Annotated in this window: 23 protein-coding genes; 22 read left to right on the top strand and 1 reads right to left on the bottom strand. The window is 41.4% G+C overall.

Going from position 1 to position 26,383, the window contains the following annotated elements; genetic code table 11:
* Positions 1-55 precede the first annotated feature (55 nt).
* The 3 genes from fliS to E2R51_RS07790 all read left to right on the top strand — a co-directional run bounded on the left by fliS (position 56) and on the right by E2R51_RS07790 (position 1,560).
* Positions 56-457: a flagellar export chaperone FliS gene (fliS, locus tag E2R51_RS07800; RefSeq protein ID WP_133376499.1), complete on the top strand. Its 402-nt coding sequence runs from the start codon at positions 56-58 to the stop codon at positions 455-457.
* Positions 397-807 carry a flagellar protein FliT gene (gene fliT, locus E2R51_RS07795; protein ID WP_483299921.1) on the top strand — a complete coding sequence of 137 codons (411 nt, stop codon included), beginning with the start codon at positions 397-399 and terminating at the stop codon, positions 805-807. Before fliS ends, fliT begins: the two co-directional genes overlap by 61 nt.
* Before the next feature lie 135 nt (positions 808-942).
* Positions 943-1,560 (top strand): NUDIX hydrolase, encoded by a 618-nt coding sequence (locus E2R51_RS07790; protein ID WP_133376497.1) that lies wholly within the window; start codon positions 943-945, stop codon positions 1,558-1,560.
* A gap of 12 nt (positions 1,561-1,572) precedes the next feature.
* On the opposite strand, the gene E2R51_RS07785 is transcribed toward E2R51_RS07790, so the two are convergent.
* The gene (locus E2R51_RS07785; RefSeq protein WP_133376496.1) at positions 1,573-1,878 is read right to left on the bottom strand and encodes a hypothetical protein; all 306 of its coding nucleotides are present in this window, start codon (positions 1,876-1,878) and stop codon (positions 1,573-1,575) included.
* Between the two features lie 149 nt (positions 1,879-2,027).
* On the opposite strand from E2R51_RS07785, the gene E2R51_RS07780 reads away from it, so the two are divergent.
* The 19 genes from E2R51_RS07780 (at position 2,028) to E2R51_RS07690 (ending at position 26,154) form a co-directional block, all read left to right on the top strand.
* Positions 2,028-2,489 carry a hypothetical protein gene (locus tag E2R51_RS07780; RefSeq protein WP_133376495.1) on the top strand — a complete coding sequence of 154 codons (462 nt, stop codon included), beginning with the start codon at positions 2,028-2,030 and terminating at the stop codon, positions 2,487-2,489.
* Between the two features lie 405 nt (positions 2,490-2,894).
* Positions 2,895-3,476 (top strand): ribosome hibernation-promoting factor, HPF/YfiA family, encoded by a 582-nt coding sequence (gene hpf, locus E2R51_RS07775; protein ID WP_133376494.1) that lies wholly within the window; start codon positions 2,895-2,897, stop codon positions 3,474-3,476.
* A 109-nt stretch (positions 3,477-3,585) separates the two neighbouring features.
* Positions 3,586-4,656 carry a YecA family protein gene (locus tag E2R51_RS07770; protein WP_133376493.1) on the top strand — a complete coding sequence of 357 codons (1,071 nt, stop codon included), beginning with the start codon at positions 3,586-3,588 and terminating at the stop codon, positions 4,654-4,656.
* 397 nt (positions 4,657-5,053) lie between these two features.
* Positions 5,054-5,881: a DUF1028 domain-containing protein gene (locus E2R51_RS07765; protein WP_133376492.1), complete on the top strand. Its 828-nt coding sequence runs from the start codon at positions 5,054-5,056 to the stop codon at positions 5,879-5,881.
* 303 nt (positions 5,882-6,184) lie between these two features.
* Positions 6,185-8,698, top strand: coding sequence for a preprotein translocase subunit SecA (gene secA / locus E2R51_RS07760; RefSeq protein WP_133376491.1), 2,514 nt, complete (start codon positions 6,185-6,187; stop codon positions 8,696-8,698).
* Between the two features lie 165 nt (positions 8,699-8,863).
* A protein-coding gene (prfB, locus tag E2R51_RS07755) for a peptide chain release factor 2 (RefSeq protein WP_133376490.1) occupies positions 8,864-9,968 on the top strand; the annotation gives its coding sequence in 2 pieces (ribosomal slippage) (positions 8,864-8,935 and positions 8,937-9,968; 1,104 coding nt in all).
* 240 nt (positions 9,969-10,208) lie between these two features.
* Positions 10,209-11,081 carry a YitT family protein gene (locus E2R51_RS07750; RefSeq protein ID WP_133376489.1) on the top strand — a complete coding sequence of 291 codons (873 nt, stop codon included), beginning with the start codon at positions 10,209-10,211 and terminating at the stop codon, positions 11,079-11,081.
* Between the two features lie 46 nt (positions 11,082-11,127).
* The gene (gene cccB / locus E2R51_RS07745; RefSeq protein WP_133376488.1) at positions 11,128-11,442 is read left to right on the top strand and encodes a cytochrome c551; all 315 of its coding nucleotides are present in this window, start codon (positions 11,128-11,130) and stop codon (positions 11,440-11,442) included.
* A gap of 267 nt (positions 11,443-11,709) precedes the next feature.
* Positions 11,710-12,396, top strand: coding sequence for a cell division ATP-binding protein FtsE (gene ftsE, locus E2R51_RS07740; protein ID WP_133376487.1), 687 nt, complete (start codon positions 11,710-11,712; stop codon positions 12,394-12,396).
* Entirely contained in the window at positions 12,386-13,270 is an 885-nt protein-coding gene (gene ftsX / locus E2R51_RS07735) for a permease-like cell division protein FtsX (RefSeq protein WP_133376486.1), read from the top strand. The genes ftsE and ftsX overlap by 11 nt, the downstream gene beginning before the upstream one ends.
* A gap of 46 nt (positions 13,271-13,316) precedes the next feature.
* Positions 13,317-14,705 (top strand): murein hydrolase activator EnvC family protein, encoded by a 1,389-nt coding sequence (locus tag E2R51_RS07730; RefSeq protein ID WP_240733001.1) that lies wholly within the window; start codon positions 13,317-13,319, stop codon positions 14,703-14,705.
* A 325-nt stretch (positions 14,706-15,030) separates the two neighbouring features.
* Entirely contained in the window at positions 15,031-15,597 is a 567-nt protein-coding gene (locus E2R51_RS07725) for a TlpA family protein disulfide reductase (RefSeq protein ID WP_133376484.1), read from the top strand.
* A 73-nt stretch (positions 15,598-15,670) separates the two neighbouring features.
* Positions 15,671-17,098, top strand: a complete 1,428-nt coding sequence (locus E2R51_RS07720) for a S41 family peptidase (protein ID WP_133376483.1) — start codon at positions 15,671-15,673, stop codon at positions 17,096-17,098.
* A gap of 158 nt (positions 17,099-17,256) precedes the next feature.
* Positions 17,257-18,447, top strand: a complete 1,191-nt coding sequence (locus E2R51_RS07715; RefSeq protein ID WP_133376482.1) for a PDZ domain-containing protein — start codon at positions 17,257-17,259, stop codon at positions 18,445-18,447.
* Between the two features lie 151 nt (positions 18,448-18,598).
* Positions 18,599-19,237 (top strand): HD domain-containing protein, encoded by a 639-nt coding sequence (locus E2R51_RS07710; RefSeq protein ID WP_133376481.1) that lies wholly within the window; start codon positions 18,599-18,601, stop codon positions 19,235-19,237.
* A 36-nt stretch (positions 19,238-19,273) separates the two neighbouring features.
* Positions 19,274-19,519, top strand: a complete 246-nt coding sequence (locus E2R51_RS07705; RefSeq protein WP_133376480.1) for a CsbA family protein — start codon at positions 19,274-19,276, stop codon at positions 19,517-19,519.
* 270 nt (positions 19,520-19,789) lie between these two features.
* Complete coding sequence (gene uvrB / locus E2R51_RS07700) at positions 19,790-21,772, top strand: excinuclease ABC subunit UvrB (RefSeq protein ID WP_133376479.1); 1,983 nt, start codon at positions 19,790-19,792, stop codon at positions 21,770-21,772.
* Positions 21,773-21,779: 7 nt separating this feature from the next.
* Positions 21,780-24,662, top strand: coding sequence for an excinuclease ABC subunit UvrA (uvrA, locus tag E2R51_RS07695; protein WP_133376478.1), 2,883 nt, complete (start codon positions 21,780-21,782; stop codon positions 24,660-24,662).
* A gap of 274 nt (positions 24,663-24,936) precedes the next feature.
* A complete protein-coding gene (locus E2R51_RS07690) occupies positions 24,937-26,154 on the top strand; it encodes a DUF4097 family beta strand repeat-containing protein (RefSeq protein WP_133376477.1) in 1,218 nt (405 codons plus the stop codon).
* Positions 26,155-26,383: the final 229 nt, after the last annotated feature.

Genomic DNA, 26,383 nt, shown 5'->3' with positions numbered 1-26,383 from the left:
AGCGTGGTGCAATAGCCAGCATCCGAGTTTACTTTTTTAAAAAAGGAGAATTAAAATGGCGGTAACCAATCCATTCGCTGCTTATCAGCAAAATAGTGTAACAACAAAAAGCCCGGGAGAACTGACACTCATGCTTTATAACGGCTGCATAAAATTTATCGGCGGGGCAATAGAAGCAGTGGATCACAATAATATTGAAAAACGTAATGAATGCATCCAGAAAGCACAGAAAATTATTCAGGAGTTTATGGTTACATTAAATATGGATATCGCTTTAGCCGATAATTTAATGCATTTATATGATTATTTACATCAGCGTCTAACTAAAGCAAATATCGAAAATGACCGTATGATTTTAGAGGAAGCATTGGGAATGGTAACGGAGCTTAGGGACACATGGAAAGCGGCGGTCCAAATAGAACGCAGGAAAAAATTTGGGGCAGGCCATCAGGCATGAATGTGATAGAGGATTGTTTACATTTGACGCAATCTATTTATGAGGTTCTGCTTGACGATTGTGTAAATGAAGAAAAGAGAGATGAACGGCTCACCCGCCTGCAAACACTTTTGGATCGGCGTGAAGAAATTCTCCCGTTGATCCGTGACCCTTTTACTTTGGACGAGCAGACAATGGGAAATGAAATCCTCCGGTTAAATAATCTGATCCAAAGTGCCATGGTACAAAATAGAAATGAAATACAGAATAAAATCACCAGGCTGCAAGCAAGTAAATCAACTGTAAAAAAATATGTTGATCCGTTCGGTCAGGTGAATAAAGATGGTACGTTTTATGATCGAGTAAAATAAAAAAAAGATAATATATCAAAATCAGCTTGTATAAAACCGCCTTTCAAAAGGCGGTTTTATACATATTAATCGTATTAATAATATACTTAGTGATACCATAGGATTAATCTATATCTTTCCATTCAGGAGGTTCCTATGACGATCGAAACAATAAAAAAAGGATTAAATCGGCCTAAACCGTTATTCATAGGCGAGGATACAGCCATGAAATCAGCCATTCTTATTCCGCTCGTTCTGGTTAATAATGAGTGGCATGTTTTATTCGAAGTAAGGTCTCTCAGCATGAGGCGTCAGCCGGGCGATATCAGCTTTCCGGGAGGAAGAATTGACTCAGCGGATGCATCACCCAAAGATGCAGCGATCCGGGAAACGCATGAAGAATTGGGGGTTGATGCATCAAGCATTCAAATTGTTGGAGAATTAAGTCCTTTTATCCCGGCTTCGACCTTTGTTGTCTATCCCTTTGTGGCAACGATTGATGACCATCGTGCATGCCGGCTGAATAAACTGGAGGTAGAAGAGGTATTTACAGTTCCTGTTGATTGGCTGCTTAACCATAAGCCTTATAAGCATCTGATCCCGCTCCAGCCACAGCCGCCCACAGACTTTCCTTATGAAAAAATTGCGAACGGAAATCAATATCAATGGGGACTGAAAAACATGGAAGAGTGGTTTTATGAATATAACGGCTATACGATCTGGGGTTTAACAGCCAGGATTTTAAAGCATTTTATTGAAACCATTAAGAAGTGAACAAAAAAGCAGTCAGCTCTGCTTTTTTGTTCTTTTTTCTATTTCCTGCGTCACAATAAAGGCAAGATCTTCATTGCCGAATAAAGTTAACACGCCTAATAATGTTTCATCCGGAACTTCCCCCGCTTCCTCCTTAGGAACAGTTAAATCAATCGCTTCCTTTAACGACTGATTTTCTGACTGTGCAGGGTACGCCTCCAGATAGAGAGCTTTCGGATCCAATTCATGATTTACACACCATTGTGCAAATACAAGTATCATCATCTTTTCTTCTTTTTGATAGCTTTCTATAATAAAATCGTCCATTTCTTTGCCCATAATAAATCCCCTTTATTAAAGTAGTAGATTAATTATAACGAATGAGAGACGGAATTACATATTTATAGATGAATTAGCTTATATACAGAGGCCCGTTCAATTGTGATAGCAGGAAATAGTCCAGAATTACAGCTAAAAGGAGGAACGTCATGAAGCATTATTTCTTACTTATTTTATTATTCCTTTCGCTGTATTGTCTCTCAGCCTGCGATTCAGGTGAAAAATATCAAAGCAAAGGAAAAACAGAAGTTTTTGGAGACTTTAAGGTGACTGTAAATATAAATGAAGATAGCCAAGGGAGAACGGTATTGGGGGAAATTACCTACATGGGGAAAAAAGAAGAAGTAAGGATTTATCACCGCGACAGCCCCATTTACTTTACTGTCCGGATGGCAGATGGGGACTATGAATACATAGAAACAGCTGAAGGCCCATATCAAAGCACGGTGCTGAAACGAAATGAACCAGTGAGTATAAACAGCGGACTGCCGTTCTTAAATAATCTTGAGCCAGCCATGTATGAGTTTGAAGCCATTGCGTTGATTTCTGAATCAACTGACGAACCCATGAAAGAACTGAAAGTAATGAGGTCCGCTGTCGTAAGGGATTAATACTATAAGGGGTGTAAAACTTTTATAGTGTCCAATTAGTGGAAGAAGGACTGCTTTGTTAGCCATATACAAATGTTTCAGCTGGTTTTTAACCTATTTCGACAAAAAATGACGAAAACTCTTTATCAAACAAGACTTCTGCCTCCAATCTGTTAAAGAACCTATTTGTGGTGCCTGCTACAAAAGGTATCCCACCCTATTTTTAAGTGTTTTTAACATGACTTTTTTGAGCATGATTAGTGAAGAGAGAGCTGAAACTATTTCCTTAATACTCCATTATGCCAAATTTCGCCACGATCCCCAATAATTTTTACAAAAAATTATTAAAAATTTTACGCTTAAGCAGGAGAAAGGAGGGGTAGAGAAGAAATAGATAGTATAGCTTTGATTAAAGGAGGAGTTTACATGTTGAACTACAATATCCGAGGCGAGAATATCGAGGTAACTCCAGCAATCCGCGAGTATGTGGAAAAGAAAATTGATAAGCTAGAGCGTTATTTCAATGATACACCGGACGCAAATGTTCACGTCAATCTTAAGGTGTACAATGATAAACATACAAAGGTGGAAGTAACAATTCCAATGCCGCGATTGACCCTTCGCGCTGAAGAGCGTCATGAAGAAATGTATGCAGCAATTGACTTGATTTTAGACAAGCTGGAACGCCAGATCCGCAAACACAAAACTAAAGTAAATCGTAAATTCCGTGAAAAAGGAAATGAGCCTGAGTTCTTCGCTACAATTGTTGATCCTGAAAACGGCATTGAAACGATTGAAGAAACAACTTATGAAGACAGCGATAACGAAATGGATATCGTACGTACTAAAACCTTTAACTTGAAACCAATGGACAGCGAAGAGGCTGTTCTACAAATGAATATGCTTGGCCATAGCTTCTATGTATTTACAGATGCTGATTCCAATGGAACCAATATTGTGTACAAGCGTAAAGACGGCAAATATGGTTTGATTGAAACAGAAGCATAATAATATACTGTCATCAAGTCGTTCCCTTCTTTTAGAAGGGGACGATTTTTTAATTTTGAGCAGAGGCATGGTACAATCGTAGCTATCAAGAAAAAAAGGAAGTGCCAGGATGCAAGATGTAGGAAGAAATGAACCATGCCCATGCGGCAGCGGGAAGAAATATAAAAAATGCTGTTCAAAAAAACAGGTGGTATCCATACAGACACTTCTTGTCACGGAGCAAATGGATTTGCAGCTGCAATTTTTAAGCGAGGCAATGGGTCCAAAACAAGCCCTGTTTAAGGAAGATATCAGTTATGTATTAAATCATGTAACAGAAACATTTAATGAACCTCAGTTTTTAACTGTATACTTGTCATTTATTTTTGGTTTAAGAAAAGAAGACAGCACCACATATTGGGAAAATTTCCTGGAAGAAAAATCCACTGTCACGGAACGTCCGAGGCTACGGGAGCTGATGAAGCAATGGGCTTCGCCAAAGCCGGTGCTGGCCGAGGTCGTTTCCATGGATGAAGATATTCGGGAAATTATTATGAAGGATTTATTGGATGATCAGGAGTACACGGTAGTATTACCTGAATTCCACTCATGGTCATCAATTGACTTTATTTATGCATTGCTTATTCCTTTTGAAGAAAAATGGGTGCCTTACGGCTTTATGCTGCCAGCAGTTTACTCTCAAAATGAACGTGAACAAGTGATCGATCGCATTTCTCAGCTGAATATTGATAATATTGAAGGCGAAAACAGAGTTAATTGGCTTACTACTGAGATGAGCACCCGAATCATCAATGCGATGGTTGAACGGACAGAATCCCTGGAATCCGAAGGTGAATGGCTTGGTCAGATGGTCCAGGAAATTGACAAGGATGCACAAACCGAAGCTGTTCATGAATTGAAAAACTACTGGGACAAACAGGGGGATGAGGATTTATCCCTGTTCGCATGCCATATAGCCTCTAGCTATTTTGCAGAGCATGGCGAAAAAATCCGTAAACCACAACCTTATATTGCAGCAGTGTCTTATTTAATGGCCCAGCATGCTACCAACCATCCTATTACTCAAAAAGAAGCAGGGGAAGCGTTTGATATCTCTGCAGCTAGTGTATCATCAGCCGCACGGAAGATGGAAAAATGGTTTTTGGAAGAGTTAAGAATACTGCAGGACCAATCAAACTAGGTGATTAAAGAGGTAAAGCCAATGGGCTTTACCTTTTTTAGTCTCTTCAAATAGCTTTTCTTAGTACATTCACCCATTTATTTGCAATCGAACTTTCAAGTCTTACGCCCTCATTGTATGTACGGCAATCATACGATATTAAATGTATTCATCTCTTCCGGTTTCGCTGCCTTTTGTCCAAGATGCTTATAATCTTTGAGAAAAGGGTAAAAGAATGGTCACAGGCTGTTTTTTCAGTAAAGAGGTTATCCCCGGTGATATTTGGGATTTTCGCAGCTATAATAAAATACTTTGGTTACAACTGACCTGGTCGTCGCTGATCCTTCTGTGGGGCACTTTTCATAGCAGATGAAGCAGGACAGTTTTTAAGTACACATAACGAGTAGGAGTGATGAACATGACGTATTCAATCGTAGGATTTGACCCTGTAGAAAGAGAATGGGGTGTGGCAACACAGTCGAAGTTTTTAGGTGTGGGAGCGGTTGTTCCGCACGCGGTGGCAGGTGTAGGGGCTGTTGCAACACAATCCTATGCAAATACTACATATGGACCCGAAGGCATTGCCTATATGATGTCCGGCACGAGTGTTGACGAAACGTTAAAACTGCTGACAGAACCCGATGAAGACAGGGACTATCGCCAGGTAGGAATTGTTGATGCGCAGGGGAATTCTGCCACGTTTACAGGGGATAAGTGCTATGAATGGGCAGGTGGAATCTCAGGAAAAAATTTCGCGGTTCAAGGTAATATTTTGGTACCCGGAACAGTAGAAGCGATGGCAAAGACATTTGAGAGTGCGGATGGAACACTTGCGGAACGACTTCTTTCAGCACTCGCAGCCGGACAGACAGCCGGTGGCGATTCGCGTGGCCAGCAGTCCGCCGCTCTGTTGGTGGTAAAAGAAAAAGGCGGATACGGGGGTTTTAATGATCGGTTTATTGATCTTCGTGTAGATGATCACCCAACACCTGTTGAAGAGCTGATACGGATCCACCGCTTGCATCAGCTTTATTTTGCTCAGTCCAAAAAAGATCTGATCGTGCCGATTGAAGATGAAGTTGAAACAAACCTCGAGTATCAGCTCGTCCGCTTGGGCTATAAACGGGAAGGGATTACACTGCAGAGAGCTCTGCGAAACTATCTTCATACGGAAAATTTTGAGATGAGAAAGCAGGAAGACGGCTACATTGATTTAGATGTTTTGGACTATATGGCTCAATCTTAAAAAAACCGCTGAAATCAATTAATTGATTTCAGCGGTTTTTAATTGTGAAACGGTGAAAGTAATTTCCCCTTGAGCTTCGTTTAATCCAATATTAACCTGACTGGGAATGTGCCCATCTTGTACTGCTCGGGTTGAAATGGTAAGATAGATAGGTGAAATTATGCGGTTCAGATGCTGTTTTTGCATGTGAAAAATTATTCATTGTGATTATTTTAACCATAAGAAGGGCTGCGGGTAAGTTGGCAGTTGCCCTCATGGAAAGTAAGGGCTGCAAAAAAAGCCCCATCATAAAGGAGCGTTAACATGCTTGGAATTTTAAACAAGGTGTTTGATGGAAATAAGCGTGATGTGAAAAAATTTGAAAAAGTAGCTGATCAGGTAGAGGCACTTCATACTGAAATGGAGCGTTTGCCTGATGCCGAGCTGCAAAATAAAATAGAAGAGTTTAAATCCCGCCATCAGCAGGGAGAAACGTTAGAAGACTTGATGGTTGAGGCATTTGCTGTTGTTCGCGAGTCAGCTAAACGTGTTCTTGGTCTGCATCCATACAGGGTACAGATTTTAGGCGGTGTCGCCCTGCATGAAGGGAATATTGCCGAAATGAAAACAGGGGAAGGTAAAACCCTAACTTCCACTATGCCTGTTTATTTAAATGCCATCAGCGGAGAAGGAGTCCATGTCGTTACAGTGAATGAATACCTGGCTTCCCGTGATGCTGAGGAAATGGGACGTCTGTACAACTTTTTAGGACTGACAGTAGGACTAAATCTTAATAGTTTAACAAAAGATGAAAAACGCGAAGCCTATGCCGCCGACATTACCTACAGCACTAATAACGAGCTGGGGTTTGATTATTTGCGTGATAATATGGTTCTGTACAAAGAACAAATGGTTCAGCGTCCCTTAAACTTTGCTGTTATAGATGAAGTGGATTCAATCCTTATTGATGAAGCCAGAACACCATTGATTATATCGGGACAGGCGCAGAAATCAACGCAATTGTATATCCAGACAAACGCCTTTGTCCGCAATTTAATAATGGATGAAGATTACACATATGATGAAAAAACAAAAGGCGTTCAATTGACAGAGGATGGAATCAACAAGGCAGAACGGGCTTTCCGTATTGATAATCTTTTTGATATTACTCACGTTACTCTGAACCATCATATTACCCAATCGCTCAAAGCCCATGTCAGCATGAAGGCGGACTTTGATTATGTAGTGGATGAGGGCAATGTTGTCATTGTTGACCAATTTACAGGACGTTTGATGAAAGGACGCCGATACAGTGACGGCCTTCACCAGGCAATCGAAGCTAAAGAGGGCCTTGAGATTCAAAATGAATCGATGACCATGGCGTCAATCACGTTCCAAAACTTCTTCCGTATGTACAAAAAGCTTTCAGGAATGACAGGTACAGCAAAAACGGAAGAAGAAGAATTCAGAAATATTTATAATATGCGTGTTGTATCCATTCCAACCAATCGTGAAATTGTCCGCGATGACCGGGCTGATTTAATTTTTGCTTCAACAAAAGGAAAATATATGGCGGCCATTGAAGATATTGCAGAACGCCATCAAAAAGGCCAGCCTGTTCTGGTCGGTACAGTAGCAATCGAAACATCTGAATTGATTTCCACGCATTTAAAACAAAAGGGCATCCCCCATAACGTGTTAAATGCAAAAAATCATGGTGGAGAAGCCCAGATTATCGCTGACGCAGGTAAGTACGGTGCAGTAACGATTGCCACAAACATGGCAGGACGCGGTACTGATATTAAGCTTGGCGATGGTGTTATAGAGGTAGGCGGACTTGCTGTAATCGGCACAGAGCGCCATGAATCACGCCGGATTGATAATCAGCTGCGCGGACGTTCCGGACGTCAGGGCGACCCTGGTGTTACTCAGTTTTATCTTTCAATGGAAGATGAACTAATGCGCCGTTTTGGCTCAGACAATATGAAGAGCATGATGGCCAGACTTGGAATGGATGATACACAGCCAATTCAAAGTAAAATGGTTACACGCGCAGTAGAGTCAGCTCAAAAACGGGTAGAAGGCAATAACTTCGACGCACGTAAGCAGCTCCTGCAATATGATGATGTTCTTCGTCAGCAGCGTGAAGTCATTTACAAAGACCGGTTTGAAGTACTTGAGTCGGAAAATCTGCGCAGCATTATTGAGCATATGCTTGAAGCAACTGTATTTAATGCTGTTGATTCTTATGCTCCAGTAACAGAAGAACAAGAGAAATGGGACTTGAAGGGACTGGAAAATTTCATATTTGCAAACCTTCAGCCAGAAGGCGAAATTGTTGAAAGCGACCTGGCTGGAAAATCAAATGAAGAAATGAAATCTCTAATTATGGAAAAAGTTACCCAACGGTATGATGAGCGTGAGAAAGAGCTTGAAGACCGCATACGGGAATTTGAGAAGGTAATCCTTCTTCGTTCCATTGATACAAAATGGATCGACCATATCGATGCGATGGATCAGCTTCGCCAGGGTATTCATTTGCGGGCATACGGTCAGATTGATCCGCTCAGAGAATACCAAAATGAAGGATTTGCTATGTTTGAAACCATGCAGCAATCCATCAATGAAGATGTAGCTAAGTACATTATGAAGGCAGAAATCCGCAGCAACCTTGAACGCCAGGAAGTGGCAAAAGGCCAGGCGGTAAACCCTAAAGAAACCGGCGATGCAAAAAAGAAAGCCCAGCCAGTTCGCAAATCAAATGTCGTCGGCCGAAATGATGCTTGCCCATGCGGCAGCGGCAAGAAATTTAAGAACTGTCACGGTGCTGTTCAATAATCAGCTTTAGATCTGACCCGCCATTTTTGACGGGTCAGCTTTCTTATGATATAGCTCTGATAAATTTGGCTGTTGTTAGTTGTACACTGTTGATGCAGCTGAAATCCGCAGCTGCGTTTAATAAAGCCATAGATTTAAAAATATTTTAATAAGGTGGACACATAAATGGAAATGTTTGAGGTAAAAGCAGAGTTAGAAAGAACAGCTAAGGTTTTAGCGGACTTCAGGGGGTCTCTTTGACTTAGATAATAAAGAAGCTCAGATTGCTGAAATAGACGAACGTATGGTTGAGCCTGATTTTTGGGATGACCAGCAAAAAGCGCAGGCGGTAATTAATGAATTAAATGCGTTAAAAGATACAGTCCATGGGTACAGAGACCTTTTAGAAACACAGGAAAACCTTGAACTCACGCACGAGCTGCTGAAAGAAGAGCCGGATGCAGAGCTTCAAAAAGATATGGTTTCTGAAATGAAGGAGTTCATTAAATCACTGGACGAATTTGAATTGCAGCTGCTTTTAAGTGAACCATATGATAAAAACAATGCAATCCTGGAGCTTCACCCGGGTGCTGGAGGCACAGAATCACAGGACTGGGGCTCCATGCTTCTCCGTATGTATACAAGATGGGGAGAAAAACGGGGTTTCAAGGTGGAAACAATGGATTACCTGCCAGGTGACGAAGCGGGAATTAAAAGTGTTACGCTAATGTTTAAAGGTCATAATGCGTACGGTTACTTAAAAGCTGAAAAAGGCGTTCACCGGCTGGTACGCATTTCGCCATTCGATTCTTCCGGCAGACGCCATACCTCTTTTGTCTCATGTGACATCATGCCGGAATTCAACGATGATATTGAAATTGAGATTCGTACTGAGGACTTAAAGATTGACACCTACCGGGCAAGCGGTGCAGGTGGCCAGCACATTAATACAACTGATTCGGCGGTTCGAATCACTCACTTGCCAACTAATACCGTCGTATCATGTCAAAATGAACGTTCTCAAATTAAAAATAGGGAGCATGCGATGAAAATGCTTAAATCGAAGCTCTATCAGCTTCGAATAGAAGAACAGGAAAAAAAATTAGCCGATATCCGTGGAGAGCAAAAAGAGATCGGCTGGGGAAGCCAAATCCGCTCTTACGTTTTCCATCCTTATTCAATGGTAAAAGACCACCGGACGAGTACGGAATCTGGTAATGTTCAAGGGGTAATGGACGGAGATTTAGATCCTTTCATCAACGCTTATTTACGTTCAAGACTACACCATTAAAACGAGTTTCTTCTATATTATAATGAAATCCTTTCCGAAATGGCTGAATAGATAAAATTCTATTCAATTATTCTCAGGAAAGGTTTTTTTATGTATGAAGAGTTTGACGGGATTATAATATACAGATTCTTTAATCCTTTATCACGCTACCGCTCTATTTAGCTAATATTCACAAACCTGATGCTTTCGTGCTATACTCTCAAGCATTGAACGTTAGCAGCGGAAGGAATGGACATCAAAATGAAAAAAAGAAATAGAGGCACAGCAAGTGCTCAAGCGGGTAAAATAAGCGTGGTACTTGATTATGGAAACATTATTTTAGGCTCAGTATGTGTAGCGATTGCCTTTAACGTATTTTTGCTGCCGAATGGAGTAGCTTCAGGCGGTGTCAGTGGAATTAGTACCATATTATATGGATTATTTGATTGGCGGCCTTCACTCGTGCAAATTGCATTTAATATTCCTCTTTTTATTGCAGGACTAATCTTTCTTGGATTTCAATTTGGATTAAAAACAGCTGTAGGCTCTTTCTTTTTACCTTTTGCTGTATTTCTTACAGAAAGCTGGGAGCCATGGACAGAGGATCCCCTTTTGGGAGCCCTATTTGGCGGGATTGGGGTAGGCGTTGGTCTTGGCATTGTGTTTCGGGGCAAAGCATCAACCGGTGGAACGGATTTAGCAGCGCAAATTATACATAAATATTCAGGCTTAGGCCTCGGAACTTGTGTGGCGCTGATTGATGGGTTGATTGTATTGTCTGCAGCTGCAGTATTTGATATTGAACGTGGTTTATATGCGATGATCGGACTTTATGTTACAAGTAAAACCATTGACCTGGTCCAAATTGGTTTGGGCAGATCCAAAATGCTGTATATTATTACGAATCGGCAGGAAGAGATCAGTCAGGCTATCTTTGATGAAGTCGACCGTGGTGTTACAAAGCTGTCAGCACATGGAGGGTACACAGACCATGAAAGGCCTATTCTAATGTGTGTTATCGATCAAACGGAATTTTCTAAACTGAAAAATGTCGTAAAAAAAATCGACCCCCATGCATTTGTGATTGTAAGCGATGCTTCCGAAGTGTTGGGAGAAGGTTTCAAACGGGCATAATAATGCTATAATTAATTCTACTTGTAAAAGCTATGAGGTGTATAAAATGAAAAAAGTAACTTTAAGCATCATGCTGGGTGCAACCATGTTTCTCGCTGCTTGCGGTGGAGGGGATTCAGGGGGTTCAGATACCTCTACGGAACAAATGGATCCTGAAAAGCTCTACATGGGCAAATGCTCAAGCTGCCATGGCGGCAACCTTGAAGGATCAAGTGCTCCAGAGCTTGCAAAAATCGGTGCAGAGAAATCGTATGAGGAAATACTTGATGTTATTCAAAACGGGCAGGGAAGAATGCCAGGCGGGATAGTAGAAGGAGAGCGTGCTGAGGTTATTGCAGAGTGGCTCTCAGAGAAGAAATAACCGCAAATTTAAAAAGTATCATTTCCTTAACTGGAAAATGATGCTTTTTTTGTTGCAGGGAAGAAATATAAATGTAATATAAAAAACGTTAACAAACATGTTTTGAATAGTTATAATACTCTTGTAGCAAAAATCCGAGCGTTTCTCCTGTATTTAGACAAATAAGATTTAATTCTATTTATAATCCTTTTACATAGAAGCTTATTATTGTCGAAATACACCTTTAAGAGAGCTATATCCAAATTTATAGATTAGGTGAGTATACATATGATCCAGATGAAAAAAGTGTATAAAAAATATTCTAATGGAATCATGGCCGCAAATGGCTTTGACGTTCAAATAAATTCAGGTGAATTTGTTTATGTCGTTGGTCCCAGCGGGGCTGGAAAAACTACCTTTATTAAAATGATGTACCGGGAAGAAAAGCCAACTAAAGGTACGATACTGGTTGATAATGTGGACATTGCGACATTAAAACCGAAGAAGGTTCCTTATTTAAGAAGAAATATAGGTGTAGTATTCCAGGATTTCAAGCTGTTAAACAGACTGACAATTTATGAAAATATTGCATTTGCCCTGGAAGTAATAGAGGAACAGCCAAAGGTGATTAAAAAACGAGTCATGGAAGTACTTGATCTCGTAGGGTTAAAACATAAGGCCCGCATGATGCCCGATGAGCTTTCCGGAGGAGAACAGCAGCGTATATCGATTGCTCGCTCAATTGTTAATCAGCCAAAAGTGGTTATTGCCGATGAGCCAACAGGTAATCTTGATCCGGAAACGTCATGGGAAATTATGAATCTATTTGAAGAGATTAATGCAAGAGGCACTACAATCGTCATGGCCACCCATAACCGAGAAATTGTTAACACAATTCGTCATAGAGTAATTGCCATTGAAAATGGAGTAATTGTTCGTGACGAGCAGCGAGGGGAGTATGGTTATGAAGGCTAGAACACTATCAAGACATCTTAGAGAAAGCCTAAAAAACCTTGCACGAAACGGCTGGATGACATTTGCATCTGTCAGTGCTGTAACTGTTACATTGCTGCTTGTTGGTGTATTCACTGCTTTAATGCTTAATATGAATAAGGCTGCAACGGATATTGAACAAGATGTAGAAATGAATGTATACATTGAGCTTGAATCAGGACAGGAAGAAATTGATTCACTCGAAGATCAAATAACCAGTCTGTCTGGTGTAGAATCGGTTGCTTATTCCTCAAAAGAACAGGAATTAACCAGCTTAATTGACAGTTTTGGCGAAGACATGGCGCTGTTTGAACAAAATAATCCACTGAGGGATAAATTTGTTGTAAAAGCCACCGACCCTCGACAAACTGAACGATTAGCCACAGAAATTAGCGATATTGAAAATATAGCAGATGTCGAATATGGCGAAGGAAAAATTGACCAGTTATTCGAAACGCTTGAAATAAGCCGTAATGTTGGCGCAGTTTTGATCTTTGGTTTATTGTTTACCGCAATGTTCTTAATTTCAAACACAATTAAGATAACAATTGTTGCGAGAAGAAGAGAAATTGAGATTATGAAGCTTGTAGGAGCTTCAAATTGGTTTGTACGGATTCCATTTATCCTTGAAGGTATCTGGCTTGGTATTATTGGATCGATTCTGCCGATTGGCATCGTAACTGTCCTGTACTACAACGTTTATGAATTCATGCAGCCGCGACTGCAAAATTCTTTTATTCAAATTCTCGAATTCACACCGTTTATCTATCAAATTAATGCACTAATTTTATTAATGGGCGTTGTTATTGGTATTTGGGGAAGCTTTATGTCTGTCCGTAAATTCTTACGTGTGTAAGATCAACTAAAAAGAGAAAATGCTAGATTCGAAGGGAGAACGTATTGTGAAAAAGTCATTATGGAGCTTGTCCATTGCAACAGCATTACTTATAGGCAGCGTTCCTGCATATTCAGGAACTGTTTCCGCAGAATCAATTAACAGTCTGGAAAACGAACAAAACAATATTAAAAAAGAACGTGAAGAGATTAATGGGGAAATCAATTCAAAGGATTCAAATATTGATAAAGTAATTGACCGTCAAAGCGAGGTTACTTCACAAATTAAAGAACTAGATTCAAAAATTAAATCTACAACAGCTGAAATCGAAACTGTTTCAGAAGAAATTGATTCTACAACAGCTCATATTGAAAAGCTGCGTGAAGAAATCGAAGTATTAAAGCAAAAGATTGAGGAACGGACCCTTCTTTTGGAAGAGCGTGCCCGTGCGATTCAAATGAGCGGCGGCTCAGTAAGCTACATGGATGTTTTACTTGGAGCGGAAAGCTTTGGCGATTTTATTGATCGTTTTTCAGCAGTAAACACGCTTGTAGAGGCTGATCGTAAAATTATGGAAGAACAGCACAGAGACCAAAAATCGCTTGAGCAAAAAGAAGCAGAAGTAAAAGAAGAGCTTGCTGCTTTAGAAGATAAAAAAGCGAATCTTGATAATTTAAAAGCTGAACTGGATGGCCAAAAGGAAGAAAAGAAATCACTAATGGCAGAACTTGAAGCTGAGCAAGGCAAGCTTGAAAAAGAAAAATCAGAACTTGAAGTAAAAGACAGCGAACTGAAAGATCTTTCAGCGGATGTAGAATCAAAAATTATTGCTGAACAAGAACGCCTTGCAGAACTTGCGCGTCAAAAGGAATTAGAACGCCAGGCTGAAGAGAAACGTCAACAAGAAGCGGCAGCGGCTGAAGCTGCAGCAGCGGAAGAAGCAGCTGCTGCTAAGCAAGCCAGTGCATCAGCATCTGCTCCAAAACAAACGTCTTCATCACCAGCTCCTGCCAAGCAAGCTGCTAAGCCGGCAACAAGTGCTGGAGCGTGGACAACACCGGCATTTGGTACGATCACAACCGAATTTGGTTATGATGTATTAAATGGCCAATCACGTTACCATTATGGAATGGATGTAGCAGCTGGAGTCGGAACATCAATCGTTTCAGCAGCAAGCGGATATGTTTTCCAAGCGAAAAGCGGCGAAAACGGCGGATATGGTAACATGATCATGATCACTCATAATATTGATGGAAAAACATACACAACAGTATATGCTCATTTAAGCAGCATTTCAGTATCAAATGGACAATATGTTGAAAAAGGCCAGTACATCGGCGGAATGGGTGACACAGGATTCTCATTCGGCTCCCATCTTCATTTTGAACTTCACGAGGGTGCCTGGAATGGCGCTAAGTCAAACGCAGTTAACCCGCGTAAATATGTTTCATTCTAAATCAACTAAACCGCCGTTATGGCGGTTTTTTTGTTGTGAATTTCTTGATTGATGCTGAAAGTAAGCGTTCATTGGGGGCATGTTCTGCATTTCCCGGCCGCTGTTCTACAATTCCCTGTCACTCTTCTAAATTTCCTGGCGGTTGTTCTACATTTCCCCGTCAATGTTCTACATTTCCCGGCCGCCATTCTACATTTCCCCCCCATCCACTTTCAACCCCCATCCGCATTAGATTTCATCCCAGTCAAAAATAATTTTGAACATCTATTTCGATCTGCCTACGTATACTCTTCCAACGGGATTGATTAAGGAAGGAGTTGCAGCATTGAAAAGATGGATTCAATCAGGGACTTGGGCATTTATCATGGGCGGGTTCGGATTTTATTTAATTTTAACGAGCGGGGGGATGATCGATGAGCCAGGATTCGAAAGGAGTGTGGCGGTCTCAAATGTACCGGTTGAAGCAAAGAACACTACAGAGGCAGCACCTGACTTCTCCTTGCAAAGTTTACAAGGAGAAACGGTCAAGCTATCTGACATGCGAGGAAAAACGGTTATCTTAAACTTTTGGACAAGCTGGTGTCCCCCCTGTCATGAAGAAATTCCTGAGCTTGAGAAATTTCAAGCTGACTACATAAAGGACCATCCTGATGTAGTGCTTCTGGGGATAAATCTGACACAGGAGGATCATGGCGAAGAAAAAATAAAAAGTTTTGTTAAAGCGAATCAAATGACATTTCCTGTGCTACTGGATACTGAAGGAAATGTAGCAAGAGCCTACACGATCCTGACGATCCCAAGTACGTATATCGTGGACAGCGAGGGAAATATAAAACAGAAAATTCTCGGGCCGGTGACAAAGGAACAATTGATTGAAGCAGTAGAACAGTGAGGGTTGTCCTTCTATATTGGACAGGTTCATCATACATTCAGTTGTAATGATTTATTAAGGGGGGATGAATGGTATGAGAAAGTACAATAAGCTGCTCCTGATGATTACATGTGTCCTTGTGGGAGCTGCTCTCTTTTTTGCAATAGAACAGATCTGGTTCAAAAACACCCAGGAACAGCAGGCCAATCAGCCTGAAGTGGAAGAGGCGCTGGCCAAGCTTCAAAAAGCACAAAACCTGATAAAAGACAGCTATGTGGAACAAGTGGATTCATCCAAACTTCTGGATGGAGCCATACAGGGGATGGTAGCTTCTTTGGACGATCCGTATTCAGTATACATGGATAAGGAAACGTCGAAGCAATTTGAGCAGTCACTGGATTCATCTTTTTCAGGGATTGGTGCTGAGGTAACAAAAGAAGGGGAAGATTTTGTTATTGTTTCTCCATTCAAAGGCTCTCCGGCAGAAGAAGCTGGACTTAAACCAAATGACAAAATAATCAGTGTTGACGGGAAAAGCGTACAAAGTCTTACCTTGTATGAAGTAACAGCTAAAATCCGTGGACCGAAGGGAAGTAAAGTTGAAATCGGCATTAATCGTGGAGACCGTGAAAAAGATCTGAAGATTGTTGTAAAAAGAGATGAAATTCCAATTGAAACGGTACATAGCGACCGGATGAAAACAGATAACGGCACAATCGGTTATATAGAAATTACCACTTTCGCTGAAGGAACCGCCAATGATTTAAAGGACGAACTTACGAAACTTGAGACAGAGGGCATTAATGGGCTGATTTTAGATGTCAGAGGAAATCCAGGCGGTCTATTGTCCAGTGTGCATGAGATTATGGATCAATTTGTCACTGGAAAAAAACCGTTCATGCATATTGAAGAAAGAACCGGTGAGCGTGAACCCCTTAAGTCTGTGTTAAAAGAAAAGAAAGACTATCCTGTTGTTACATTAATTGACGGGGGCAGTGCTTCTGCTGCGGAAATTTTAGCAGCCGGCATGCAGGAGGTTGAAGGCTATCCGTTAATCGGAGAAAAAACATTTGGCAAAGGCACCGTTCAGCAATCGTTTGAATTGGGCGATGGCAGTCAAATGAAACTTACAATGTCAAAATGGCTGACACCAAATAAACGGTGGATTCATAAAAAAGGAATTGAACCTACAATTGCTGTTAAGCAATCGCCTGTATATGGACTGGTGCCGCTGCAATCAGCTGTAGTTTTGAAAAAGGGTATGAATGATGAGAAAGTCGCTGTGCTGCAAAATATACTTAATGGTCTCGGGTACGAAGTGGATCGCACAGATGGCTACTTCTCTACGAGTACTGAAAAAGCAATTACTGCTTTCCAAAAGAAATCAGGCCTGAAAGAAAACGGAGAAGCAAATACAGCAACCCTGACAGAGCTCGATAAAGCTATTCAATCATACAAAGACAATCCAAAGAATGATCTGCAGCTGCAATCTGCTCTTCAATTTATCTCTGAGAAAGAGTAAAATTTCTCATGTAAGAGTCATGTTGAGTTTGATACAATAGAGACAATCAGAATCTTCCTTTCGAAAGGACCATTTGATGCTAAATGGTCCTTTTATTTACATTAGTGAATGCAGGATCTACATACCAGGAAACAGATTAGAAGGGTTGTGTTCAAAAAATGAACGAGTGGATTCAAGAAATCGGTAATGGGGCAGCAGCAGTATTGTTGAACCCTGTGTTTTATGCAGCCATAATTGCGGTTGTCGCGGCAGGTATTATGCGAGTAAAAAGAGAACGGAAAGACATTCGTATTGGAATGCAGTCATGGGCTGTAGAGTTGACCAGTTTGTTAGGCTGGGGTTTACTTCTTGGAATACTGTTTTCCGTAATAATTTTAACAGTTGGAGTGGAAATACCGCTTATCTGGATTTATACGGTAAGTCTTCTTATGCTCGCAGGCGTTCTGACCTGGCAGTTCCGTGCACTTTCTCCGGCCTTTGTGATTCCTTTGGCGGCCGGTATTGTTTATGGTCTGTCGTATCTGGATGTCACAATGCCGGCATGGATTCCTGAAACTGCTCAGGATCCAGGCGTCATTGGCGTTACAAGTATAATAATGGGTATTTTGCTTTTTGCTGAAGGTATATTAATGAGGGTAAATGCGCAGAAACGCACTTCACCGAGAATTATCCGTACGCCAAGAGGGTTAAATGCAGGAGCATTTTTTACGAAGCGATTGTGGCTGGTGCCGTTATTCTTGCTTGTTCCTGCAGGCAGTATTGAACCAATAAGCGGATGGTGGCCTGTCATTACTTTTGGTTCTACATCGTGGTCACTGATAGCAGTGCCATTTGTTATCGGTTTCCAATTAACGATTGTGCATGATCTGCCTGCTCCCGTTATTCGCCAGGCTTCGCAGGAGGTTGTCTGGTTAAGTGCACTTGTTACAATTGTGGCTGTAGCAGGCTACTGGGCTCCTTATTTATTCCTGGCAGCTTTTGTACTGGCTTTTGCCGGACGGGTTTTCTTAGCATTTAAAACCAGGGCGATATGCCGCCATTCAGGCTATCATTTTATGAACAGGGAAAATGGCGTAATGATTGTGGATATTATACCTGGCACTCCTGCTGATAAAATGGGATTAACAAGGGGAGAGGTTATTAAGAAATTAAATGGCCTGCCAGTAAAAAATGAACAGGAACTATACGCTGCACTTCAAAAAAATCGGGTTCATTGTAAAATTGAAGTGCTTAACCAGCAAGGTGAAATGCGGTATGTTCAGCGTGCGCTGCACGAAGGCCAGCATCACCAGCTCGGAATTATCATGGTTGAAGACCGTATGAGAGAATTTGCACCGGATAGTGCGTAAGCTTTTGCGTGATCTCTCCGGTATAACTGTAAACAATCGAAGGCGTGCATCTTCGATTGTTTATTTTTATTTTGTTTACCATTCTTAGCTTGTCCCAATTCCCTCATGGTGCTAAGATAGGCTAAATCAGATAAAATCGGGAGAGGATTTAATGGGCATTCACCATTATTTTAAAAGTTTATCAGACATGGAAAAATTGTATCGCTGTCCGGGGAAGTTTAAATACAATGAGCACACCGTTGCTGCCCATTCATTTAAGGTGACAAAAATTGCCCAATTCCTGGGGACGGTAGAAGAATACCATGGTAAAAACCCGGATTGGAAATCACTGTATGAGAAGGCGTTAAACCATGACTATCCCGAGATTTTTACCGGTGATATTAAAACCCCGGTAAAATATGCATCTTCTGAATTAAATCGTTTATTTAGCGAAGTTGAGGAAGAAATGACGCATAAATTCGTAAGGCAGGAGTTTCCTGCACCATATCAGGATATTTATTTGGAAAGATTTAAAGAAGGCAAGGATTCAACGCTTGAAGGGAATATTTTATCTGTCGCAGATAAAATTGATTTACTTTATGAATCGTTCGGGGAAATTCAAAAAGGAAATCCAGAGCCAATCTTTCTTGAAATATATCAGGAGGCACTTACCACAATTGTGAAGTTTAATGAGATGAAAAGTGTGCAATTCTTTCTTAGCGACGTTCTGCCGGATATGCTTGCAGAAAAATTCATTCCTCAAAGCGAATTAAGTAAAATAACCCAGAATCTTATTGCAGATGGAGACTGAAGTGCGTAAGATGAAAGCATGAATCGAGGTGATTGAATGGGCACAAAACTACTTCTGGCTATCTTTGCCCCTGCACTTTTAGTGGTTCTATTCACAAGGGTAACCTACAGCCGTTTTATTGCAATGCTGCTAACGATCGCATTGATTGCAGCATCGTCTTATAAAGGCTATGTTGGAAGTTGGCTCATCATTATCGTCGATGCCGCTTCTCTCACACTAGGCCTTTGGTTTGCCAACCGATATATGAAACAAAATAATGAAAAAATGCGCGGCGTTTCGTAAACGCCGTGTTTTTTTTTGCTGTCAATAAGAAAAGACATCCGAGTTTATTTTCATCAGGCTCTGTTTTGTTAAAGGATTCTATTCTTGCCAATATATTATACGAATATACGTTCTCTTATTGCTATCTTTTTAAAAGTCTGTTGTGGTAATATGGAAGAAAGTATTGCTAAGTTGATAATTTTTACGCTCTGCCTTGTTTGAAAGCAGGATAAAGGGTATGCATATAGAAGAAATGTAAGTAAGTTACGATGAAATCTGGGAGGCGTATTCATGGTGCAAGAGTTTGATCTTCAATCATTTTACAAGCCGGGGGGCGACCAACCGAAGGCAATTGAAAAAATAGTGCAGGGCATCAAAGATGGGAAAAAACATCAGACGCTGCTGGGTGCTACAGGGACAGGAAAGACGTTTACCATTTCGAATGTTATTCAGGAAGTAAAAAAGCCAACGCTTGTCATTGCTCATAATAAGACCTTGGCTGGGCAGCTGTATAGTGAATTTAAGGAGTTTTTCCCCAATAATGCAGTGGAATACTTTGTCAGCTATTATGACTATTATCAGCCTGAAGCGTATGTACCGCAGACGGATACGTTTATTGAAAAAGACGCCAGCATCAACGATGAGATAGATAAACTGCGTCACTCCGCTACATCCTCTCTTTTTGAACGGGATGATGTTATCATAATTGCCAGCGTTTCCTGCATCTATGGTCTGGGTTCTCCAGAAGAGTACAGTGAATTGGTCGTTTCGCTGCGTAAGGGTATGGAGATCGAACGGAATCAGCTCCTTCGCAAAATGGTGGATATCCAGTATGAACGAAATGATATTGCTTTTACTCGCGGTACGTTCCGCGTAAGAGGGGACGTTGTGGAAATCTTCCCGGCGAAAAATGATGAGCACTGCATTCGCATCGAATTTTTCGGGGATGAAATTGACCGGATCCGAATGGTGGATGCACTGACAGGCGAAATTTTAGGTGATCGTGATCACGTCGCTATTTTCCCGGCGTCCCACTTCGTTACACGGGAAGAAAAAATGAAAAAAGCAATCGCCAATATCGAAGCGGAGCTGGAGGAACAGCTGAAAGTTCTGAAAGAAGAAGATAAATTGCTTGAAGCACAAAGATTGGAACAGCGTACCCGCTACGATTTGGAAATGATGAATGAAATGGGCTTCTGCTCAGGAATTGAAAATTACTCAAGGCATTTGACCCTGCGTGAGGCAGGTGCAACTCCTTATACACTGATAGACTATTTTCCAAAGGATTTTCTTCTTGTAGTTGATGAATCTCACGTAACGCTGCCGCAGGTTCGCGGGATGTACAACGGCGACCAGGCGCGTAAAAAAGTATTGGTGGATCACGGCTTCCGTCTGCCATCTGCACTCGATAACCGGCCGTTAAAGTTCGATGAGTTTGAATCGCATGTAAATCAGGCGGTATTTGTATCAGCAACCCCTGGTCCTTACGAGCTTGAACATACACCGGAGATGGTTGAGCAGATTATTCGACCAACCGGACTGCTTGATCCTACAATTGAAGTACGTCCAATTGAAGGTCAAATCGATGATCTTATTGGGGAAATTCAAGAACGGATCAAAAACAATGAACGGACGCTAATTACAACCCTAACAAAGAAAATGTCAGAGGATCTAACCGATTATCTAAAGGAAATCGGCATCAAAGTTCAATATTTACATTCTGAAATAAAGACACTTGAGCGAATTGAAATTATCCGCGATCTGCGGCTTGGTAAATATGATGTGTTGGTTGGGATTAACCTTTTAAGGGAAGGATTGGATATACCTGAAGTTTCGTTAATTACTATTTTGGACGCAGACAAAGAAGGGTTCTTACGTTCCGACCGTGCATTGATCCAGACGATCGGCCGTGCAGCCAGAAATGCACATGGCCATGTTATTATGTATGCCAACAAAATCACGGATTCAATGCGCCGAGCACTTGATGAAACCGCTAGAAGACGAGAAAAACAAACGGCATACAATGAAAAGCACAATATTACTCCTGTTACGATTGATAAAAAGATCAGGGATGTCATTCGTGCAACTCATGCAGCAGAAGAGTCGGAAGAATATGTTTCACCAGCTGCCAAAATGAAGAAGCTTACTAAACCAGAGCGGGCAAAAGTGATTGAATCGATGGAAATCGAAATGAAAGAAGCTGCCCGGGCACTTGATTTTGAACGTGCGGCTGAGCTGCGTGACCTGGTATTAGAGTTAAAAGCGGAAGGATGACCTTTTAATGGCAAAAGATCAAATTATAGTACAGGGGGCACGAGCCCATAATTTAAAGAATATCGATGTCACAATACCAAGGGATAAGCTGGTAGTCATGACAGGCCTGTCTGGCTCGGGAAAATCCTCATTGGCTTTTGATACAATTTATGCAGAAGGTCAGCGGCGTTATGTCGAATCGCTCTCTGCTTATGCCCGTCAGTTTCTTGGTCAAATGGATAAGCCGGATGTAGATGCCATTGAAGGGCTTTCTCCTGCTATATCAATCGATCAGAAAACCACGAGCAGAAACCCGCGTTCAACTGTTGGAACGGTTACAGAAATTTATGATTATCTGCGCTTGCTGTTTGCTAGAGTGGGCCGTCCAATATGTCCAGAACACGGCATTGAAATCACTTCCCAAACCATTGAGCAAATGGTGGACCGGATCTATGAGTATCCTGAAAAGACCCGTCTGCAGGTATTGGCCCCAATCGTTTCAGGGCGTAAGGGTACACATGCAAAGGTACTTGAGGATATTAAAAAGCAGGGCTATGTACGTGTACGGGTAAATGGCGAAATGATTGATATCGGTGAAGAGATCGAATTAGACAAAAATAAAAAGCATTCCATAGAAGTTGTCGTGGACCGAATTGTAGTGAAAGAAGGATCTGAATCCCGACTGGCTGATTCGCTTGAAAGTGCGCTTCGTCTTGCAGATGGCAATGTAGTCATTGATGTGATTGGCGAGGAAGAGATCAGGTTTAATGAGCATCATGCCTGCCCGATTTGCGGATTTTCAATTGAGGAATTGGAGCCGAGAATGTTTTCATTTAACTCTCCATTCGGGGCGTGCGGAGAATGTGACGGTCTGGGTTCAAAGCTTGAAGTTGATTTGGATCTTGTGATTCCCGACCCATCGCTTACTTTGAAGCAGCATGCGATTGCCCCATGGGAACCGACCAGCTCCCAATACTATCCATCCATGCTCGAAGCTATTTGTAAACATTATAAAATAGATATGAACATACCAGTAAAGGACATACCAAAAAAGAAAATGGATAAAATCCTTCACGGCTCAGGAAAAGAAAGAATCCATTTTCGCTACAAAAATGATTTTGGTCAGGTTCGTGAAAACAATATTCAATTTGAAGGTGTGCTTCAAAATATTGAAAGACGCTTTCGTGAAACAAGTTCAGACTATATTCGTGAGCAAATGCAAAAATATATGGGACAGCAGGACTGCCCCACCTGTAAGGGGCATCGGCTGAAAAAAGAAAGTCTGGCAGTTAAAATTAATGATCACCATATCGGCCAGGTGACGTCTTTTTCCATTGAAGAAGCAAAAGCATTTTTCAATCGGTTAGATCTGACTGAAAAAGAAATGCAGATTGCCAAGCTGATTTTAAGAGAAATAAATGAGCGGCTTTCCTTTCTTGTAAACGTAGGACTCGATTATTTAACACTTAGCCGTGCAGCAGGTACTTTATCGGGTGGAGAAGCACAGCGTATCCGCCTCGCAACCCAAATTGGTTCCCAGTTGTCAGGGGTTCTTTATATTCTTGATGAACCTTCCATCGGTCTTCATCAGCGCGACAATGACCGGTTAATCGGCACGTTAAAAAATATGCGGGACATCGGCAACACGCTAATTGTGGTGGAGCATGATGAAGATACCATGATGGCGGCTGATTATTTAATTGATGTAGGCCCAGGGGCAGGCGTCCATGGCGGTGAAATTGTAGCAGCCGGCACACCGAAGCAGGTAATGAAAAACAGCAAGTCCTTGACAGGGAAGTATCTCTCCGGCAAAAAATTTATTCCGCTGCCCCATGAAAGAAGAAAAGGGGACGGCAGAAAGCTTGAGATCACAGGAGCAAAAGAAAACAACCTGAAAAATGTTAAAGTTAATATTCCTTTGGGTATTTTCACATCTGTAACCGGGGTATCGGGTTCAGGCAAGAGTACTTTAATTAACGGCATTCTTCACAAGGCCCTTGCCCAAAAGCTGCATAAAGCAAAAACGAAGCCAGGAGAGCATAAAGCGATCAAAGGCATCGATCAGCTGGATAAAGTAATTGATATTAACCAGGCTCCGATTGGCAGAACACCACGGTCAAATCCTGCCACGTATACCGGAGTATTCGATGACATTCGTGATGTATATGCAACGACGAATGAAGCAAAAGTGCGTGGATATAAAAAAGGGCGTTTCAGTTTTAATGTCAAGGGCGGGCGATGCGAGGCCTGCCGCGGAGACGGCATTATCAAAATTGAAATGCATTTCCTGCCGGATGTTTACGTACCCTGCGAAGTATGCCATGGCAAACGGTACAACAGGGAAACATTAGAGGTAAAATACAAGGGTAAAAATATTTCAGATGTACTTGAAATGACAATTGAGGATGGATTGTCTTTCTTTGAAAATATCCCAAAAATCAGCCGCAAGCTCCAGACGATTGTTGATGTCGGACTAGGCTATATTACGCTGGGACAGCCTGCAACCACACTCTCAGGTGGGGAAGCGCAGCGGGTGAAATTGGCCTCTGAGCTGCATCGCCGTTCTACAGGCCGTTCTCTTTACATTTTAGACGAGCCGACAACCGGCCTTCATGTAGATGATATTTCACGTTTGCTTGAGGTGCTTCAACGCCTTGTGGAAAATGGAGATACTGTTTTGGTTATAGAACACAACCTGGATGTCATTAAAGCATCAGACTGGATTATTGATTTAGGTCCGGAAGGCGGAGACCGCGGAGGAACAATTGTGGCTACCGGAAAGCCTGAAGACATTGTGAAGGTAGATGAGTCATATACTGGAAAGTATCTTAAACCAGTTCTTGAGCGTGAACGTGAACGTATGGCGGCCCGAATGTCTGAACGGACAGGTGAACCGGTTACGACTTCGTAAATGATTAATATAAAATCGGACTGTGAAACAGAGGCTTGCGCAATTATTGCTTAAAAGCGAATGTTGATCAGTCCTTTTTTATTCATTTTCAAGACTGAAAAAGGCTATACTATCCCCATAAGTACCATGTGGGTTCATTTCGTGTTAGACGATTTCAAATCTTTCATTCTTTAACTTATCAATTGAAACTTTTTAATCGATACAGTCGTATACCTTTTAGGAACGTTCAAATGAATTGGAACAATCATTTCAATATAAGGAGCGTGTTTGAGAGATGGAAAACGAACGTAAACGGATATTAAATATGGTCGAAAAGGGCACGATTACAGCGACTGAAGCATTAACATTATTGGAGGCTTTGGAAAATGAGTCTGGTCAAAGCAAGACCCAGACAACAAGCTCTACTTCTTACAGCCAGTCTACTGCTGCCAGTCAGGGTGAAGAACAGCCATCAAAGAAAAAAGATTTTCCATTTAATCTGGATGATTTTTTCCAATCAGATAAGTCTTCAGACAAGCAAAAGAAACCCGGTGCAAACTCTACAGATCGGATCATGGATTTTGTGCAAAATGCTTTTGAAAAAGTAAAGGGGCTGGACCTTGAGTTTAACATGGGTCCATCGCTTGAATTTAAGCACACCTTCCAGGCGGATGCCGGTGAATTAACGGACATTGAAATTAATGTAGCGAATGGCAAAGTAACGGTGGTGCCGTGGGATGAAAACTTTGCCAAAGCGGATTGCGATGTTAAAGTATACCGGTCAGATGACGAAATCAAAGCAAAAAATCAATTAAAGGACGCTGTTCTCTTTAATACACAGTATAAAAAATTACGCTTTATTTCCGACTTGAAAATGATAAAGCTCGACACAGTACTTTATGTGCCAAGAAACAGCTATGACCGCTGGGATGTCCGTTTGTTTAATGGAAAGTTCAATGGAGAATCAGCCAATGTCAATAAAGTTAAAGTGAAAACCGCCAACGGTAAAATCGAGCTTTCCAATATGCTGATCGAAAGAGGAGAACTGGAAACGGCCAATGGCGGCATAGAGGTTTCAAACACCCGTGCAGATTCCATCGATGCAGAATCTGTTAATGGCAAGGTTTCAGTAGAAGGTGCAGTTGATTCCATGGAAGTGCAATCGGTTAATGGAAATGTAACCTGCAAAACCTCTAGTACTTCAGCTCGTAAAATTGAAGCAAAAACGCTGGCAGGTTCAATCAATATTTATGTACCTGACAGTTTAAGCCTGGATGGAACACTGCGCTCTAATTTTGGCAGATTTGATTTGAACCATCGGGAAATGGATCATGTAGAGGAACGGGAAGAATTAATGCAGCGCAAGCTTCATTTTACCCGTGAAAAAGCTGACGGCTCAAAGCTTTATTTGTTTGCAGATGCTAAAACGGGGGCAGTTAGCGTTAGGCCTTATGAGGTGAAAAAGGACGATTCCAGCCAGGAAGGCACGGAGCCCGATTCTTCACAAGAATAAAGAAAAACGTACGATCAGGTATTTCTATACAAAAAATCCCGTGGTGAGCCATAAGCTCATCACGGTTTTTTATTAGCACGATGAATGTATACCGTTGTTTGGAACTGAAAGTGTGATACCCTTAAGCCAATCGCCTTCATTGGTCAGGTTTAACAAAGCCTTTTGATTAAATTAAATGAGACAAAATGTTTCCAAATGCTCCTATAATGGTATAGTCCTAAATAGGGAA

This window comes from Jeotgalibacillus sp. S-D1, from assembly GCF_004358665.1.
In the GTDB taxonomy this organism is placed as follows: Bacteria; Bacillota; Bacilli; order Bacillales; family Jeotgalibacillaceae; genus Jeotgalibacillus.
This window is presented reverse-complemented; position numbering and strand designations above follow the sequence as displayed.